General features: G+C 42.0%; 19 protein-coding genes. 3 read left to right on the forward strand and 16 right to left on the reverse strand.

Annotation, left to right across the window (positions count from 1 at the left end; all coding sequences use genetic code 11):
- Window positions 1-479 precede the first annotated feature (479 nt).
- On the forward strand, window positions 480-683 hold the full coding sequence (locus V7K60_RS16175) for a hypothetical protein (protein WP_334926871.1): 204 nt from the start codon (window positions 480-482) through the stop codon (window positions 681-683).
- Window positions 684-983: 300 nt separating this feature from the next.
- On the opposite strand, the gene V7K60_RS16180 is transcribed toward V7K60_RS16175, so the two are convergent.
- From V7K60_RS16180 to V7K60_RS16245, 14 genes are all read right to left on the reverse strand, one after another.
- Window positions 984-2,426, reverse strand: a complete 1,443-nt coding sequence (locus V7K60_RS16180; protein ID WP_334926872.1) for an FAD-dependent oxidoreductase — start codon at window positions 2,424-2,426, stop codon at window positions 984-986.
- A gap of 324 nt (window positions 2,427-2,750) precedes the next feature.
- Window positions 2,751-2,978 carry a hypothetical protein gene (locus tag V7K60_RS16185; RefSeq protein ID WP_334926873.1) on the reverse strand — a complete coding sequence of 76 codons (228 nt, stop codon included), beginning with the start codon at window positions 2,976-2,978 and terminating at the stop codon, window positions 2,751-2,753.
- Window positions 2,979-3,039: 61 nt separating this feature from the next.
- The gene (locus V7K60_RS16190; RefSeq protein ID WP_334926874.1) at window positions 3,040-4,074 is read right to left on the reverse strand and encodes an ABC transporter substrate-binding protein; all 1,035 of its coding nucleotides are present in this window, start codon (window positions 4,072-4,074) and stop codon (window positions 3,040-3,042) included.
- Window positions 4,075-4,130: 56 nt separating this feature from the next.
- Window positions 4,131-5,204, reverse strand: coding sequence for an aliphatic sulfonate ABC transporter substrate-binding protein (locus V7K60_RS16195; RefSeq protein ID WP_334926875.1), 1,074 nt, complete (start codon window positions 5,202-5,204; stop codon window positions 4,131-4,133).
- Between the two features lie 201 nt (window positions 5,205-5,405).
- Window positions 5,406-6,596, reverse strand: a complete 1,191-nt coding sequence (locus V7K60_RS16200) for an LLM class flavin-dependent oxidoreductase (RefSeq protein ID WP_334926876.1) — start codon at window positions 6,594-6,596, stop codon at window positions 5,406-5,408.
- An 86-nt stretch (window positions 6,597-6,682) separates the two neighbouring features.
- On the reverse strand, window positions 6,683-7,921 hold the full coding sequence (locus V7K60_RS16205) for an acyl-CoA dehydrogenase family protein (RefSeq protein WP_334926877.1): 1,239 nt from the start codon (window positions 7,919-7,921) through the stop codon (window positions 6,683-6,685).
- Window positions 7,922-7,927: 6 nt separating this feature from the next.
- Window positions 7,928-8,086 (reverse strand): hypothetical protein, encoded by a 159-nt coding sequence (locus V7K60_RS16210; protein WP_334926878.1) that lies wholly within the window; start codon window positions 8,084-8,086, stop codon window positions 7,928-7,930.
- 353 nt (window positions 8,087-8,439) lie between these two features.
- Complete coding sequence (locus tag V7K60_RS16215; protein WP_334926879.1) at window positions 8,440-8,709, reverse strand: hypothetical protein; 270 nt, start codon at window positions 8,707-8,709, stop codon at window positions 8,440-8,442.
- A gap of 24 nt (window positions 8,710-8,733) precedes the next feature.
- Window positions 8,734-9,237: a class I SAM-dependent methyltransferase gene (locus V7K60_RS16220; protein WP_334926880.1), complete on the reverse strand. Its 504-nt coding sequence runs from the start codon at window positions 9,235-9,237 to the stop codon at window positions 8,734-8,736.
- A gap of 259 nt (window positions 9,238-9,496) precedes the next feature.
- Window positions 9,497-10,531 (reverse strand): aliphatic sulfonate ABC transporter substrate-binding protein, encoded by a 1,035-nt coding sequence (locus V7K60_RS16225; RefSeq protein WP_334926881.1) that lies wholly within the window; start codon window positions 10,529-10,531, stop codon window positions 9,497-9,499.
- 258 nt (window positions 10,532-10,789) lie between these two features.
- On the reverse strand, window positions 10,790-10,975 hold the full coding sequence (locus V7K60_RS16230; RefSeq protein ID WP_334926882.1) for a hypothetical protein: 186 nt from the start codon (window positions 10,973-10,975) through the stop codon (window positions 10,790-10,792).
- Between the two features lie 50 nt (window positions 10,976-11,025).
- Entirely contained in the window at window positions 11,026-11,325 is a 300-nt protein-coding gene (locus V7K60_RS16235; protein WP_334926883.1) for a hypothetical protein, read from the reverse strand.
- Window positions 11,270-11,461, reverse strand: coding sequence for a hypothetical protein (locus tag V7K60_RS16240; RefSeq protein WP_334926884.1), 192 nt, complete (start codon window positions 11,459-11,461; stop codon window positions 11,270-11,272). The genes V7K60_RS16235 and V7K60_RS16240 overlap by 56 nt, the downstream gene beginning before the upstream one ends.
- Before the next feature lie 136 nt (window positions 11,462-11,597).
- Window positions 11,598-12,617 carry an isopenicillin N synthase family dioxygenase gene (locus V7K60_RS16245; RefSeq protein ID WP_334926885.1) on the reverse strand — a complete coding sequence of 340 codons (1,020 nt, stop codon included), beginning with the start codon at window positions 12,615-12,617 and terminating at the stop codon, window positions 11,598-11,600.
- A 17-nt stretch (window positions 12,618-12,634) separates the two neighbouring features.
- Between V7K60_RS16245 and V7K60_RS16250 the strand changes: the two genes are divergently transcribed.
- Window positions 12,635-12,814 (forward strand): type II toxin-antitoxin system RelE/ParE family toxin, encoded by a 180-nt coding sequence (locus V7K60_RS16250; RefSeq protein WP_334926921.1) that lies wholly within the window; start codon window positions 12,635-12,637, stop codon window positions 12,812-12,814.
- 17 nt (window positions 12,815-12,831) lie between these two features.
- Here V7K60_RS16250 and V7K60_RS16255 read toward each other — a convergent pair whose 3' ends face one another.
- Both V7K60_RS16255 and V7K60_RS16260 read right to left on the reverse strand, forming a co-directional pair.
- On the reverse strand, window positions 12,832-13,047 hold the full coding sequence (locus V7K60_RS16255; RefSeq protein WP_334926886.1) for a hypothetical protein: 216 nt from the start codon (window positions 13,045-13,047) through the stop codon (window positions 12,832-12,834).
- A gap of 957 nt (window positions 13,048-14,004) precedes the next feature.
- Window positions 14,005-16,173, reverse strand: a complete 2,169-nt coding sequence (locus V7K60_RS16260) for a recombinase family protein (protein ID WP_334926887.1) — start codon at window positions 16,171-16,173, stop codon at window positions 14,005-14,007.
- Between the two features lie 87 nt (window positions 16,174-16,260).
- On the opposite strand from V7K60_RS16260, the gene V7K60_RS16265 reads away from it, so the two are divergent.
- On the forward strand, window positions 16,261-17,604 hold the full coding sequence (locus V7K60_RS16265) for a proton extrusion protein PcxA (RefSeq protein ID WP_442944410.1): 1,344 nt from the start codon (window positions 16,261-16,263) through the stop codon (window positions 17,602-17,604).
- Window positions 17,605-17,705 lie beyond the last annotated feature (101 nt).

Genomic DNA, 17,705 nt, shown 5'->3' on the forward strand with positions numbered 1-17,705 from the left:
AATAGGCATAACAGATTGTTTAATTTGAGCGATAAAGCTCTGCCAATCTGTTACCTGTAAAGTACTATTGTAGATAAAAGGGAACCATTTTAACTATATACTGAAGATAATAATAAACAGTAATCCTGTAAAAAATGTTGGTAAAGAAAACCCAAAAAAAACTAAAGTAGTCAAAACTGTATTAACAATATAGGACTCCTATTTGATTTTTGAAATACACGTAGGTGTGTGTTAGCTGAAAGTACGACACCTCCCCCAAAGCTTTTGGTACGTTACGGCTTACGCTTAACACAACGCCAGTCCGCTCAAGTCGAGAAACCCGCCCACACGGCTGGCTCCCCTACATATACTTAGATTTTTTCAGGAATCAAATCGGATTCCTATAATTGCTCTGCTATTACTTCATCTTCCACCATTGGCCGTTGCGTTTTTTTTGGCATGATCTCGATTTGTTTTACGACTGCTGCTCATGGTGACAAATGCTTCAATTACTTGCCTTCACTGAGTTTGCCATAATTTTTCACTACACAAATCATCCCGTCCAACTTACTGGTAATGATAATCAAATACTGGGGTCGGGAGGAGGCGAGCGTCGCTCGCCTCCTGCTGCAGACTACGATTATCATTCTTATGCAGATTTTTTTCTACTTAAAGGCGTATTGACAAATTCTACTCATTCTTAACTTGTTCCGAATGATGTCGTAGGCTTATCGCCTCTTCGATTGAAGTTGCTGGAATAGCCATCTCTATTGCTTTGAATATCTCAGTACTTTGTATTTTGGGAGACATTAATGAGAATTCTTTCAGATGCACAGTACTTGATTTCCATTTTTGGAAACAATACCTAATTTACAACTGTTTGAGCCTTAACTGAACCGCATTAGTCTATAATGATTGCATTTACGGACTACAGCCCAGCTATACAAAGGTTTTGATTGTTTTCGGAGATGTCTATTAGGCGTGAATTAAGCTGCTACACAGATTTAGCTGACTGTCACCTTGGCTTGCTGTTTCCATACCGCGTCTGCATACAATGATGTGTCGAAGTCCGGCGAAATGTTGCCGTTAGTGATCCGGGCTTCGTGTAGTGACCAGTCAGCAAAGAACAAGTCATGGCTGATGCGTGCCACTACTGCTGGCACATCGCGTCGGATACTAGGTACATCACCGATTGGCAGACCGAAGCTGATGAAGCCAGCAGGATTGAACACATGGATATCTTTCAGGTAGGGGGCATTGCCAGGTACTTTTTCTTGGTATTCATGGGCGCTGCCAAGGTAAGGGTGGGTGCTGAGTTGATCGTCACGCTGGTCGGCTGGGGCTTCATAGCGATCGCGCCAGAGGGCAATATGATGTGCAAATTCGGCAAGTTCCGGCCGCTTCGTCGGGTCAACAAAGTAGCCAGTACCAGCGATCGCAAAATCGAACTCGAAAACATCATCATTTACCTGAGCGACGATGCGATCGCCCTGGTTGTAAGCAGATTTCCACGGTGCAGATAAGTGCAGGTGGAAGTTAGAGAACGCTATTACCCGCTCGATTGCATCTGGTGGTGGTGTAGAGCCAACCTGATTAAACCGCCAGGCTTGGAACCAGCGAGCTGCATCAGGTAGTTGCGGATAGTTATAGTAAGCGCCAGGATAACCTCGGAGGCGATTTACTGGCAGAGATGCGATCGCTGGCCGTCGTGCGAACAGGTGTACTGCCTTAGCGCCTGATTCCAATGCCACTCCTGCTGCATCAAAAGCTGAGGCCGCAGCACCCAGCACTGCTACTGTTTTGCCACGCAGATTGTTAAAGTCGATTTCATCAGCGGTATGTGCATATAAGGTGCGTGGCAGAGATGCCAATACAGGCGGTATTTTTGGGCCACCAGTGCCAGCTACACCGTTGGCGAAGATAATTTTACGTGTGGTTTCCACCTGCGCGACACCGTTCACTTCTAGATGTAGACGAAAGAAATCTGCGTCCGGCTCAATCCGCACCAACTTCGTCCGATACCGAACTGAAATGCCCAGAAAATGCCGATACCAGCTGAGGTACTCAGCCCAGGCCACTCGTGGAATGCGATCAAGCGTTGCGTATGCTTCAACACCGTGCTGCGTCTCGTACCAAGCTTGAAATGATAGCGCCGGAATGCCCAGTTCTGGCCCTGGCAGGTTTTTCGGTGTGCGTAACTTTTTCATCCGCGCCCGCGTCAGCCACACGCCAGCATGAGCTTCGTCCTCAGCCTCGTCGATGACTGTCACACGGCCAATGCCGGCACGGCCCAGCGCAAATGCAAAGGTGCTGCCACTGCCACTACCACCTACTATCGTCACATTGTGGTCAATGCCTGAGTGATCGCTCACCCAGTTTTCGGGATCGGGGCCGAGTAAGCGCAACGCCTCACGTGCAGCAAAATCGAGGTCAGTCGTTGTTGTCATGTCGGTATTTGAGGATGAAATGAGATTTTATCGAGATTAGTGATACTGAAAAGCATAATATCATGAGTAGCTAATAATTAGTTTATCTAATATTAAGCTTTACAAAATAAGATAATTACTGACTGTTAGCAAAGCGGTGCTGATGTCACCCAAATACTTGAAAGAAGCTACCCCGGTAAAGCTGTACTGCACATTGCAAATTAGTTGAAATTTTCTATTAATTTCAGTAGCTGATAACGCTTATCTTTATTTATTGGCAATGCCTGCGGTGGTCACTGAGCTTTGTCGTTCGCGCAGCGTCTCGTAGAGAAGTGCGGGCTACGCTTACACCTTTAAAGAAAAACTTTTTAGTTTGCTGAAAATCCCAAACCATTTTATCTCCTGCTTAAGAACACGCTCACGATCAGCAGATTCTTGTGGTGGGAATTCCCAAATATCACGGTTCTCATGTTCTTGCTGATCTGTTAATTGGAGATGATGTGGTAATTGTGACTGTTGTCCAAATAACCAAGGTACTCCATTTAATAATTCTTTTTCTATTCCATGAAACATATTTTTACCCCTATTAAAAATAAGGTAATTTTGACATTTAGCTTTTTACTTTTTGCTGCAATTATTGGCATTTGGCGATATCTTCGTTAAAACTGCTGTCCCAAAGTTGTTTCACATCAACTTTTGTGTGAATTACACCCGTTTGAAAAAAGGTATCAGCAACCTTTTGCTGAGAAGCAATAGCTTCGTCAGAAACAGGAAGTAATTCTTGGCGACGCTGTTGTAGTCCTTGCTGGGCATCTTGATAAACGATGCCTTCATCAACATCAATGGTCTTTGCATAATTCTTCGACCACTTCTTAAGATGAGATTCCCGCCAAGTTTGGGATTTTTGCAAACGACATAGAAAATCAGCGATCGCTATTTTCTTTTGGGGATCGGCGATCGCATTGGGTGAAGCAATAATTACGAAGTTACCACTCAAAATATCTTTTGCAGATTCCAGCACCCGCGCCCCTTCTTTTTTGGCTTGGGGGATGGAATAACCGTAGGTAGCCCAAGCATCAAGCTGTCCTTTACGAAAAGCAGCTAGTCCATCGGGTATCGATAAAGGAATTGCATTGATATCCTTCATCGTTAGCCCGACTTTTTCCAACATCTTAATCAGGAAGTAGTGGGCAGTCGTAGCTTTAACATAACCCACATTTTTACCTTTGAGGTCAGCGATCGTTTTGGCAGTCGAGTCCTTGGGTATGAGTACAACTTGACCAATCGTCGGCCCTTTGAGAGTGGCAATAATTTTTACAGATGCTTTGGATTCAATCGCAAAAATCGGCGGAATTTCACTGGCTGAGCCCAGGTCAATCGCACCAGCATTGATTGACTGTACCATCAAATTACCCCCAGTAAACTCAGTAAATTGAGTTTGATAAGGGAAATTATCTAGTTTAGCTAACTTCAAATTTAAGTCCCAGCCACCTTTAGATTTAGCAACATGCAGTTGAGTTGTATTCAATAGTGCGATTTGGGATGAGCTAAGATTAGCAGCGATCGGTGTTGGACTAGTAGACTTCACCTGTGAGCAAGCCGTTGTTGCTAGGGCTAACAAGCAACCCAGAGAGAAGAAAAAATTCTGTTGCAGCCAATTGGTAGACACGTTAATTTTTGGGTAAAAAAACAAGGAAGTAAAATAACCACCAACTACATCGTTTCCTACCTAGCGGCGGTAGTTTCTAACGGACACACTGCTGTAGCAATATCTACTTGTTGTGGAATAATTTTTTGCTTTAGTAACCAGTCAGCTGTTTTCTGAAGCTTGGCTATATCCCCAGTATTAGGAAATATGTAAGACTCTGGTCCTCGATTTTTAGTCACTTGCTTGGCTACCGCATCAGAAAGTTTTAGCTCTTTAACTAGAAAATCTGATGCAGCATTAGTATGTTGATTTAACCATTCACCATCCTCACTCAAAGCAGTGAGAGCAGCTTTCATGGCGACAGGATTTTCTTTAGCTGCATCACCGCGAACAATCATAATGCCGTAGGTAGGCGCAGGGTGTGTAGTGGTAATTCTCCGTGCCTTATGCTCTAATTCTGCAATTGAAATATAAGGTTCCCAAACTGCCCACGCATCAACAGAACCTTGATATAGAGCAGGTGCAGCATCATTCGGTGATAAGTAAACTCGCTGGACTTTATATGAAGGAATATTTTCTTTTTCCAAAACTTTTAATAACAGATATTCGCCTGCACCACCTTGATTAACAGCAACTTTTTTACCTACTAAATCAGTCGGTTTCCGAATGGGAGAATCACCACGAACTAAGATAGCATTACTCAAAGAATCTGGACTAGGACGCTGTACAGAGCCAATACAAAGAGGTTGTCCAGCAGCAATTCCAGAAATTGAAGGAATGTCACCACATCCACCAATATCTGCCCGATTCCCATTGAGAGAACTTAAAAGCGTAGCGCAACGGTCAAATGGCCCACTCCATTCAACTTTAATATTTTGCGTGGCTAACTGACGCTCTAACTCACCTCGCTGACGCGCAATGGGAATAATCCCGCCTTTTTGGTAGCCCAAGCGAATCACATTGTTTTTCTCTGTAATTTTAGTAGTGAGAGTTTTTGAAGAGGAATCTGAGTTAGCTGCGGCATTGATAGCTGTTTGTTGACTGCAACCAGAAGCTATCAAACTAAGAAGAGACGTTGCAACTGCGAAGATTGTACTAGCAGAACATTTTTCTTTGTACTGAAAGCGGTGTTCATTGAAATAATTCCCCACAATGGACTCCTTGATATCAATTTTAGGAGTTTAAGCAGCCATATCTATGATGATAGGGACTAAATTACACTAAATCGACTGATTTACCGTAGTATAAGATATAAGTACCACCTTTTAATGGGCTGTTCAAATCCAATCAATATTTCTTTATCTTTGACTATGAGAATTTAGTGCAGGTTAAATTTCAACCCCCAATTCCCCTTAAAACCTAAGTCCAGCCTGTTTCAATAGTGGTAGAACGCGCTTACCAAATAAATCCAGATCAGGCTCAAAATCATAAAAGGCAAGCTGGAAACCATCGACACCAGCTTTATTTAGTTGCAAAAGTTGTTCGGTGATTTGTTCGGGTGAACCGATTAACTGCACATTACCGCCGATCGCACTACCAACGCCATAATGCAGATTTCCCTTTTGATGCCCCCTCCAGGCGTGTGCATCGCTGCTAACGCCAGAACGTCCAGCGATTGACTGATAATCGGCATGGTCGATAATCGCCTGAGCATATTCTTCCGCTTCTTTTTCAGTTTCACGCACGACAATAAGCGGATTCAGGAGAGTGCGGACAAGTCTACCATTAGCGATCGCTGATTGTTTAACACGAGCTGTATGGGCGGGTAACGACGACAAGGCGCTTTCTATGTCACCGCCAGCCGGACTGGTGATAAATACAATATCAGAATGGCGACCCGCAAACTCGATGCCAGCATCCGAACCGGTGGCGTTAACTAGGATGGGGCGACCATAAAGCGGGCGGGGGCTGATGTAGGCATCCTTAAACTGCCAAGAACTCTGACTTTTATAAGAAAAATTCTCTGTTTCCGACCAGAGTCGTTTGAGAACGGTGACAAATTCATCAGCGAGTTCATAGCGGCGATCGTGTTCGATTTGGCTCCAGCCGAACAGTTCATGCTCATAAGCCCGATGTCCAGTGACAACATTAATTCCCCAGCGACCTTTAGAAATGTGGTCAAGTGTCGCACCAAATTTAGCTAGATGGATGGGATGCCAAGGCCCGTAGAGAACGTGAATTGTTGAGATTAATAGAATGCGTGAGGTAATGGCAGCAAGGGAGGCAGTAGCGATGAAGGCATCTAAACCTGCTTCTGTACGAGTTGGCCCTTGTCCACCCTTCGGCTGCCAGGTAGAATAGCCGAAAACCAGGTCAAAACCTAGCTCTTCAGCTTTTTGGGTCAGTTTGGCATTGTAATCAAACGACCAGTCTGTAGTGCGCAGTAGGGTAGAAGAACTCCAACCACCGTGATGAATCGGTAGGAACAGCCCTAGCAGTACAGGCTGCTGGAGAGCTTGAGATAATGGGCTTTGGGGATAGTCTGTTGGAGAAGCGATCGCCTCTTTACTTGCTCTCAAAAAAGTCGTATCAATTGTACTCATAGTTCCTCTCAACGGTTTCGGTTGGCTGCGAGATCCCCGACTTCTGATAAATTGCTACAAGTTAAAAGTCAGGGATCTGAACAAAATTAGAAGAATCCTCGTTGTGGCAATGGTGTACCGTTGATTTCGTAGTCGCCGATCGCCCGAGCCTTAAAGTGATTTGGGTTGTGTGAGGATAAGGTACGGGCGTTGCGCCAATGACGATCAAAGTTGGAGCTTTTCTTTGTTGTGGAAGCCCCACCAACTTCAAACAATAAGGTAGCTGAACGTAGAGCCAAATCATCAACAATCAATTTGGCTTTGGCTGCACTCAGAGAAGTTGCTAGTGCCGCAGCCGTCTCTGCCTCTTCACCCTGAGCTTGGGCAGCAGGGAGGCGATCAAGACCATCAGCTGCTGCTAAAACGATCGCTTCGGCAGCAAAGGCATTGGCGGCAATCTGCCCGACAGTCTGCTGCAAGATTGGGTCATCTGTTGCTTGCTCGGCTACAGCATGATAGAAAGTCCGGGGTCGGGTACGAACGAGGGTTGTTGCATCGCGTAGAACGCTGCGAATAATACCAGCATTAATTGCTGTTAAAAATAATTGCGGGACGATGTTGTAGGGTAGGTTGTCTTTGTCTGTGTCTGTCTCAAAAATTACTTCGTCTGCCTCTACACGGACATTTTGGAATGTTGTTGTTCCAGTGCCTGTAAGCCTTTGACCAAACCCGTCCCAGTCGTCCACCAGGTCAAGACCCTCGCGGTTGGTGGGAATGAGTATAAACGCTTTAGTGCCATCAGGTACTAGCACACGCACGAAAATCAAGTCTGCATAAAGGCTGCCAGTGCTGTAATACTTTGTCCCATTTAGACGATAGCCATCGCCATCAGGTGTTAATTTTGTATTCACGACTTGGCCGCCACCAGATCGCTTAACTTCCAGTTCGGTTGAAGCAAGTCCAATAATCGCGCCATCGACGACGGCTTTGAGCCAGCGACGATTCCTTTGGGTGCGCTCAGAACGCAAAATTCGCTCTGTTACAGAGAAATGATTCCGCACAATGTGAGCGACATTTGGATCGGCATCCCCCAGCCGAATCACGATCTCGAATAGTTCGCGTGCAGTGCTACCACCACCACCTTCGGCAACGGGGATTCGCAATGCACCCAACCTGGAACGCCGGATCAATTCAACTACATTATAAGGAAGGATGCGATCGCGATCGCGCTCACTTGCTCCCAGAGCAATAAAATCAAAAAGCTGCTGGAGTTCTGGCGAGTTTGCTCTTACAGGAACCGAAAACTGAATTGTCGTATCTGCAAGTTTCTCTGGACTCTTAATCATTAGTTTCTATCTCCGAATATCCTGTGGAAAATCTATGTTGGTGAGTGGTGAGGCAATTGTTATTTCTGGGTGACGCGACTTTAGCACTACAAAGTTGAAGAATGTTTCCAGCCTTGAGGCGATTACATCTGGTAACATATTCAAGCCACCGACTGCACTCGACAAAAACCATTCCTCTGTAAGGGTTTTAGATGTATTTAAGTTTTATAAAGCACTAAAAATCTACCGAATTACCGTAGTTTGATACTCCCAAATTTTCCCCAAGTTGTCAATCTGTTTTAACGTCTTTTTGCAGGAAAGACTCAAAGTTGAAAGCAAAAAAGCATCTACGGAGTAAGTCCAAGGAAAACGCCAGTCGCCTATGCCTGCCTAATTTGTGAACTTCTTCAAGGACAATTTTTATCCTACTCAAAGGCGTTTAATAATCCCATATACAACAGGTGTTTGTGTTGGGGTAACAGTCGTAACAGTCCCCCTTACAAAACGTAACTGTTATCTGCAAAATGATTTAGATAAGATTAGAGTAGGTGGGCTACGTATAAAGTAGTTAAGTAACCTTTAGTAATTTGACCATTGAAGTTGGTATTAATTAATTCAGCGATCGCATGGAAAAAACGCGCTTTTGTAATGCGATCTAAATTTAGATGACCGGAGTAAGTATTCAAGAGGTTGAGATAACTTGCACTATTGTATGTTGCATCCCATCGATAAGAGCGATAGACAAGTTCACCAAACAAACCTGTTTGCTCAATCTCACTTGTTTTATTAGGGACTTTCTGCTCACGCAAAGGAGGCTCATCGTCTTTAACCAGTTAAGGAGCTAAACTTTGATATAGCTCCTGTACTTCTTCAAAGAAGCCATTACTAGCATCACTATATACATGTTCATTCCAAAATAGCGCGATCGCTCCTTTAGATGTGAGGGCTTGAGCCGTTTTTTTGTAAGCAATACTTGGGTCAAGCCAATGGAAAGCAGTCGCCGAAATCACTAAATCAAAAGCATTTTCTTGGGTCATCCAATCCTCAAAAGCGATGTTACGTACTTCTACTTGTGGATAAGCAGCCAGATTTTTTTGAGCAACCGTAGCAAGATTCTCACCCAACTCAATGCAGAGTATACGATAACCCCGGCGGGCAAAGGGCACAGTTGCCTGACCAGTACCACAACCAATCTCTAATATCCTTCCGTCTGAAGTGATTTCTGAGAGAGACACCACATCGTCAAAAAGCGCTTCTGGATATCCTGGTCGAACTTGGTCATACAACAGTGCTACTTGATTAAAAGTGGTTCTTAAATCACTTCTTTCATCTGTCATCGAATTTTAAATTTTGATATTGATTCATAGTTTAGTAGGATGCAATTATATAAATTAGCCCTATGCACCACCAAGATTTGCGGTACATTATGAGAACAGCGATAATACACCCTACGAAACTGTTCCTCGTTCCCTTTTCCTCAATTACAAATTAGGGTAAATACTCCAGCCATCAAGAACATTAAAAAGTTGCGTTTTCTAGATACTGTTAGCATAATGTATTGTCAATTTTTTCAGGCTTAATGTTCACTGCAAATGCTCAGGGCTTGATTTCTGCCGGGAGTATAGCAGCATATTCTTCAGGAGTAAGTGTTACATCCTTGACATTAATCTTTTTAGTGATGAATTTTTGCTTATAGAACAAGTCAGATATTTCTTGCTGTCCTGCTATAACCTTATCAGTAATCGGTCTGATGCCAAAACGCCGACGCTTGACTATTGTTTCTAAGGTTGGTAAATCAAGCTTGGTATCACGCCCGACAATTTCGGCAACTTCTCGCGTATTTGCTTTATACCATTTGCCTAATTTGTGGACTTCTTCAAGGACAATTTTTATTAGCTCAGGGTTCTCTTTCACGAAGCTACGTGCAGCTATCCAATAGCCTCCTTGGCTTGAAAGTCCTTTAGCATTACGAAGAATCTGAACTTTTTCCGTTCTCTGAAATATAGCCAGGTGGGGGTCACCTAGCACAGCTGCATCAATGCTCTTACGCGATAATGCTGCACGAGTTTCTGCTGCTATCAGATTGAGATGTTTGACATCTTTTAGCTCTAGTCCTCCTTCTTGTAAAGCTTTAACCACAAAGTATTGACTAGCAGTAGCTCTTTGAAAGGCAATTCTTTTACCTTTTAAATCAGCTATAGTTTTGATGGGGGAGTCTTCTGGTACTACGATCGCCGAACCTTCACCAGTACCCGGTATAGTATTAACAAGAAGAACAAAGGGAATACCAGTTGCTTGGGCAAATATGGGTGGAGTTTCACCAACAGCACCGACATCCAAACTGCCCACATTTATTGCTTCTAAAAGCTGTGGCCCAGCTGTAAATTGTGCCCACTGCACTTGAATACCCAAGGGATTCAAGCGTTTCTCTAAAACTTGTCTATTTTTGGTGATATCCGCAGCAGTAAAATAGCCAATTATTAACAATTTTGTCTTAATGCCATTAGGAGCTGCAACTGCTGCCTTTTCTCGTGTATCTGGTGCTTTACAACTTACTAAAGTTGTGGTGAGAGTAAATACTCCAGCTACTAATAAAATTAGAAAGTTACGTTTTCTAGATATTGCTACCATGATGTATTACCAATTTTTTAGGGTTTAAAATACAGGCTTTAATTAAAAAACTGATTTCGGAATGATGTAAAAGTTGAAGATGGGAAATTTTTTATTTTGCGGTTAGACTCTGTTTACTAACTCTCTCATTTAAATAATTTACTGTAAGTCGACCGATTTAAAGTAGATTGTGATTGCACGGACTTTACCACAAGCTAATTTAAAAATCAAGCAGTAAGGATGACGGTGCTATTGATGCAAGTGGTAAAAAGAAAGAAACTATAGGTGTGATACTAGCGATCGCAGTTTAGGGACTTGTAAGAAAATAAAATACCAGCTAAACAGAGGCAATAGTAATATCCCATTTGGGTAATGTTTCAGAACGCTGCCATTGGGATTGGTATTGTTCCAACTCTTGTGAGAGAACTTCTCGAAAATGGCATCAGTTTGCAGAATCTTTTTCAAGGGTTTCGTTTTTTGTGTTTTTTTAGGCGATACCCTAAGCGATTGAGAATTTATCCGCAAGTTTGACGAGATGGCAATTCGCTCTCGTTATAGCCATGAACACTCACTAATGCTTCTCGTACTGCTCTAACACTAATGCGGGCATACAGAAAGGTCGATTGAAATTTAGGGTCGGCTTGAGCTTGAGCATCCACCAATGAACGAATATCTGCTTCTAAGTTGGGCAATACCTCAATACTAGGGTGTCGTCCCCTTGCCTGATAATTCTCTACACAGACTATCCCCGTCCGCCTTTCATGCAAGCCGAGTTGCACACTCTGGCGAATTCCATCCCAAAACAGTTTCTGCAATGCGTGCTGAACTATCGAAGTAATCTTCGGTAACTTTTGCCATGAAATCTTGTTTGCGATTGCCAGTCAGTTTCTGTGCTGCATCTTTAAAGGTCGATTTGATGGTGTCGGTGAGCATCAATTGAGGGATTCCCATTCTAGATATTTAAACCAGGCACGGACAGTTCACCACTTCCTCTCTTCTAGGATGGCTGTTATTTTATTTTTCCGCAAATCCCTTAGTAACTTTTACTCAGCATTGGCTCAACGCCGTGCTATCCATGTACAGCACTCTAAAACACTGTTTGGCGCAGTTCTGGAAATACTTTAGAGACTTTATTCAGAAGATAATCGCCATAAGTCCCACGAAATTCGTGGACACTCGCTTTATCCCAGCGATCGCTTTGATCGTCATTCACTACTATGCCGTTGAGTTCAATAGGTTTAACTTCAATGTTGAAATTGGGATCAAAGAAAAATGGAAATGACAAGCGATTATTTGTTGATCGGTTCTGAACGCGGTGGGGTGTTGAGCGATACAGTCCTCGTGTCATACGATCGAGCATATCCCCAATGTTGCATACGAATGAACCAGGAATAAAAGGTGCATCTATCCAACCAGACTTTAATTTGACTTGTAATCCACCGACATTATCTTGTTTTAGTATAGTTAATACTCCATAATCTGTATGTTCGCCAACGCCCCATTTATATTCAGATAATGATGAATTAGGAGGGTAATTGAAAATCCGAAATAATATCAATGGGTTTTTTGTATAACGGTCTGCAAAGTAGGACTTTTCTAACCCCAAACTTAGAGCAATACCAGCCATAAGAGTGTGTCCAAGTCTGGTCATTGAGTCTATGTAATTCAGCACTGTTTCCTGAAACTGGGGAATATTGGATGGAAAAAGATTTCGACCGTGCATTGGTACACCAGTTTTCACAAGTGGGTGGTCTGATTCTAGTTCTGTACCGAAGTAAATACCTTCTTTTAAGTCCGGTCTACCTGATGTCAATTCATTCCCTACAGGGAAATATCCTCGCCATGCTTTACCACCAAGAGCCATACGAATCTTCAGTTTTGTTTCTACATCCTGCGCAAAAAACTGTTGGCTGAGATGTTCTAACTGTTTTTGTAGTTGCTCATCAACTCCATGTCCGACGATATAGAAGAAACCGTAATCTTGGAGAGCTTGTCTAATTTGGTCTGCAATTACATCAGAATAGTTGCTAGTTTGAGAAACCAATGGACTAATATCAATGACGGGAACTTCTGAAAACTCTTTATCCACAACTTGTAAGATTGTCATACTCTGTTTTTTTAGTCGTGTGTAGAATAATAACTAGACTACATAATAAATTATATCGAGTACCTGAGTTTGATGACCTTAATATTCGTCAGATCATTCTTAAACCCTATCGTGTTGTCTACAGAGTTGAAGATGAGAAAAAACTGATCAGTATTGCTAGATTTTGGCATTCGGCACAAGATAATCTTGAGCTTTAGAAACATGCAAGTTCCAGTTAAGCTTCTAGCCATCCTTTAATTGTCTCAGCGGAAATGCTGAATAATGGGTGATTGAAGATTGCTTTCAACGCTTCTACTTTGCCTGCTTTTATGGCAGCTTGCAATCTGGCTTTCAGCGTTGGATTGTGTTTAATTTCTTGCTTAACCCCTTCTGTAAAAGCCTCTGTTTTTGTCAGATTATTTTGAGCTAGCTTATAATGAGCTTCATCCAAATAAAACTGAGAACTTTTACCTATATGGTCAGTTTTATATTTTACAAATAACAGAAGATATTTTATTCAAAAGCGGCGAGTCATTGCCTTATGTTGATTACCCTAAACTAATTAGACTTTATATAAGCATAAGCTATGAAGATACATTTGGAAACGATCCGCAATACCATCTGGGTACGTCAATTCTATATAGTACTTAAGTACTATATAATAGTGATCGCTCTGTGCCAGTTGCGTAAGTCCTGATTATGATGACTAACTATAACAATTAAAATCTCTCTCCATTTCCAAAATTCTTCAAAAGAGAATCTACTTATTATCCCTATATACATCCGAAGATACTTAATGCAATATTACTGTTTTAGAGAGAATTGTTCCAAATATTTATCATTGCGAATACGCTTAATATTAGTCTCACAAATGCCAGCAGCAAATTCTAGAAAAGATGTTTGTGCATTAGATGTACAAACAAGCTTCAAGAGTAATTTATTCCCCAAACAGTGAGCAAAGTGGAAATTTTCTAGAATTGATAAATCATAAGCCGGATTGCTAAAGAACTCTTCAGGAAACATGCTAGTCCGATTAACGATTGTGTTGGCGTATTGGGATTGCTTGCGATCGCTCTTTGCATTTCCACCTCTTTCTTAGTTCTGGCTTGTATCGCAAGTTCTCCTAATAAACTACTATCGGTGCGAGGATTCGCAGCAACTAATCTCGTTAGTTCATCATTAATTGCAGCTAGCTCTCATAATCTTTGTGGTGAAGTGTTATGATTTTTTGCTTCTTGCTTAAGCGAATCGAGTGACATTAACTTAACAACCTTCTTTTACTATTTCAGCAATATCATTTTTAATTTACTCGGATATTTCAGTAAGTGCTAAGTTGATTTAGTAAAAGATTCAAAGCCTCGCTCCTAAAAGGAGCGAGGTCAAAGTTATTGCATCCAAACAAAAACCGCTATATAACGGAATGCGTTACACAGGCATTCACTAAGGGTAAAAGCGGCCCTAATTGCTCTTGTCCATTCACTGCTAAATCGCTGTGACACAAATAAACTCTCTCAGATACACGAGAGAGTAAATCTGTCAAAATCCTTTGCAGTCTTTGTTGTTCTGCCAATTTCTCATCTTCTGCTGTCCAAGGTTCGCCTAATCTATCTCGCAGAAAAAATGGCGCACCGAACAAAGTTGCTGCACCACCTTTCGCCCACAGGGGTGAACCAGCATCTAGCCAAAAATGCCACTGGTGCGATCGCCTACTAGATCGATATTGAAATATAGTTGCTAGTGTGACGGCCTTTCTCGCTCCACCAATGGGGCGTACAGGGTAAGGGTTGGCGGTAATCGTACCACGTCGCAGTAATTGAATGAATTCAATAATAGTTGTGTGAGGCGTTGTCTCAACTGGGGCAACTTGTCGTAACCTAGTGTCAATTTCCCAGTAGTGTTGGGCAGTTTCTAATAATTCCCGCAATGCTGCTAATTGTTCGTAGGGGAGATTACTACCATTCCACAAAAAACGCTGAATTGCTCTGTCTAAGAGAGAAATGGGACTGGGAATTAACCGCAGTTCTTGTTGCGATCGCTGCTGTTCTAACCACTGTAATATTTCACTATATGCTGTAGTAGCTGCATAGCCAATTCGATCCCAACGCTCGAAGGCTGACACTGGTAGCAAATTGGGGCGGTCGGGATGGGGTACAAAGCAGTAATCTGCAATCAAACCAGCACGTACTGGATCAATATCGGTAGAGACGCGATTCATCGCGTCTGTAAAGTTTTCTGTTGGTTGTTGTTTCCTACTCAAGACAACCAGCATTTCTGCCACAGCATCCCGATCTACGAGGCGTCCCAAGCCGGGATAAACTAGTGCCAGCATGGTGAGTAAGGCGCGAATGATCGGTGAACTAATTAAGGGACGTTGGTCATTCAGCGATTCTACTGGAATGTTTTGTTTAACGAGGATTTCTACTAGAGTATAACGAGCGATCGCATCTAAACCTGGTGCAATAATCACCACTTCTTCTGGTTGCACTTGCTGTAATTGGATGGCATTAGCAATTACCTCTGCTGTTTGCCGCAATAATTGGGCACGGGAAGTGGTTTGAATTGAATGCACTGTTTTTGGTAAACTCAACAGTACCATCGGTTCTGTGATTAATTCCACCATCTGTTTAGTGAGTTGCTCGCTCAGAGACTCTGGAGGCGGCTCATTCAAAATTTCTACCCGACAACGCTCTGCTAACCCTTCTAGGTAGTTGGGATCTGCCCCCAATCCCAATCGTACCGCACCGTCAGGATTGTAACTAAATGCACCAACTGCACCTCGATCTAATAGCAACTCAAACAAAAGACGCGCTACGCTAGGATAGTCATCGACATCATCCGCCAGTACCGCCTGATAGCGTTTAGTTAGGTGCTGCTGGTAATTGCGATCGCTTAATAAGTGCTGACTATAAAGTTCAGTAATAATCCCATAAGTCAGTAACCCCCTCTCTAAACACCAATTACGCCAATCTAGCAGCAAAGATGCCAAAAATTCCGGCTCTAAAGTTGTGGTATTTTCCCCCATACCCTTGGCCAAAATCTGAGCAATATCTTCGCAAGGTACACCGCTGTAAGCTGCTAATTGTAATAAGTCCAAGATGCGACGCACTAAGCGAGATTCATTCACTCCCGCAATACGTAAAATTTCTTCGTCTAATCGAGGACGCCAAAGTTTGGTTGCTAACTCCTGCTCTGTTTCTGGTCGCAATCTTACTGGAAACTGTGCCTTCAGCTTCAACGAGTTAATTAGCAACGGCCAAAATAAAATAATTTCATCTTGAAAAAAACCTAGTGGCGTCTTGGCACGAACCGGATATTTACCTAACGTAGAGGTAACAATTATATCTCCTAACTCTCGACGATTATCATCATTGGCAGCTAAGACTAAAACTCCCGGCCCTGTTTGTTTAAGATATAAAAATTCGGGTAGATGACCAGTTTTTTTACGTCCTGTTTTTTTCGTATAAAATGATTCAGTATATTGTTTTTCTGATATTACCCAATTACCAAATTGCTCTACCAAGCGAGCCGTCTTACCACTGCGGCTAGTGCCAACAATCCAAACCGAATGAGAAACCACAAACTTTCTCCTTGTAGATTTGTTAGTATACCTCGTGCGTTAACTTAAGGTTAATAGTCACCAAATAATGCTGAATGATTGTCCGCAATGAAAAACTCTGTTTTTAGTCAAAAAATCTATTCTTTCTTACTTGCTGCTTATCGATGGTACTTACAGACTCCTGAACGTTCTTTACATGAAGCTTACGATGCAGCATTAAAAATTCAGGCAATAGAAGATAAGCATTTCAATGGTAATAAAATAGACATTGACTCGGCCATGTATAGTAACAGTGTGATGGATTATTTTGAGTCAGACCTCAACAAGCTATTAAAAATTGCCAGGATGCGGTTGACGGAGTTTAGAGGAAGCCGTTGGTTTCTAAATGAAGAGAATCAAAAAGCTGCCCAAAAAGCAGGTATAGAGTATCTAAGTCCTTCTTTAGTTTTGGAAAAGCTAAATTATATCGACCAAGTTATATCTAAATACACAACAAGTTCCGATCAAACAACTTCCAAAGCTTTAGTAGTAAAACCTCCAATACCAGTTAACTCTGTGATATCTGACGACAAATCGCTGCTCGTCAAAACTCCAACATTACCACCCAAAATACCAAATCAAGACTTAAATAATAAACCAAGAGCCAAGAGTAAAACCGATACAACGGGTGTTTTACCTCGCTCTATTTTAAGTACTATCAGTCGTCTGCAAGTTGAATTAGACCCTAATTCGGAACAAGAAGTAATTCAGAGTTTTCGTCAAACTCAAAAAAGAACAATAATATCTCTCAGGTTTATTTTACTATTAATTATTGTACCACTTTTAACGCATCAGATAGCAAAAGCTTTCGTAGTCGGTCCAATTATTGAGCGGTTTAGAAGCACCCAGGAAATGCAGATATTTCTCAATTCCGAAATGGAAGAGGAAGCTCTTGTAGAATTACAAAGATTTGAAGAAAAGCTCAAGTTTGAAAATCTCATTGTCAAAGCCCCTCCATTGTTACCTGAGCAGATGGAGACTGAAATGAAAAATAAGGCGAAAGAGCTTGCTGAAGAATTTCGTCATGAAAGCTCTGGCGCTATAAAAAATGTTTTTGCAGATATGTTTTCGGTGGTTGCTTTTATCTGGCTTTTGCTAGTCAGTAAGTCTTCTATTGCTGTTCTCAAAGATTTCTTTGATAATATTGTCTATGGACTTAGCGATAGTGCCAAGGCATTTATCATTATTTTGTTTACTGATATCTTTGTAGGATTCCACTCCCCTCATGGCTGGGAAGTACTCCTAGAAGGAGTATCACGCCATTGGGGATTACCGGCAAACAGAGATTTTATCTTCTTATTTATTGCTACATTTCCGGTGATTTTAGATACTATCTTTAAGTATTGGATCTTCCGATATTTGAACCGGATATCACCTTCTGCTGTTGCGACTTACCGTAATATGAATGAATAAAGAATAGGCGATTGGAAAAATTTTTGGTGTGATTAAACAATTAAATCATTTTTGGTTTTTGATTTTGGAATTTGAATGAGGTGGAAAATATTAAAAATTTT

This window comes from Nostoc sp. (assembly GCF_036917555.1).
Lineage (GTDB): Bacteria > Cyanobacteriota > Cyanobacteriia > Cyanobacteriales > Nostocaceae > Nostoc.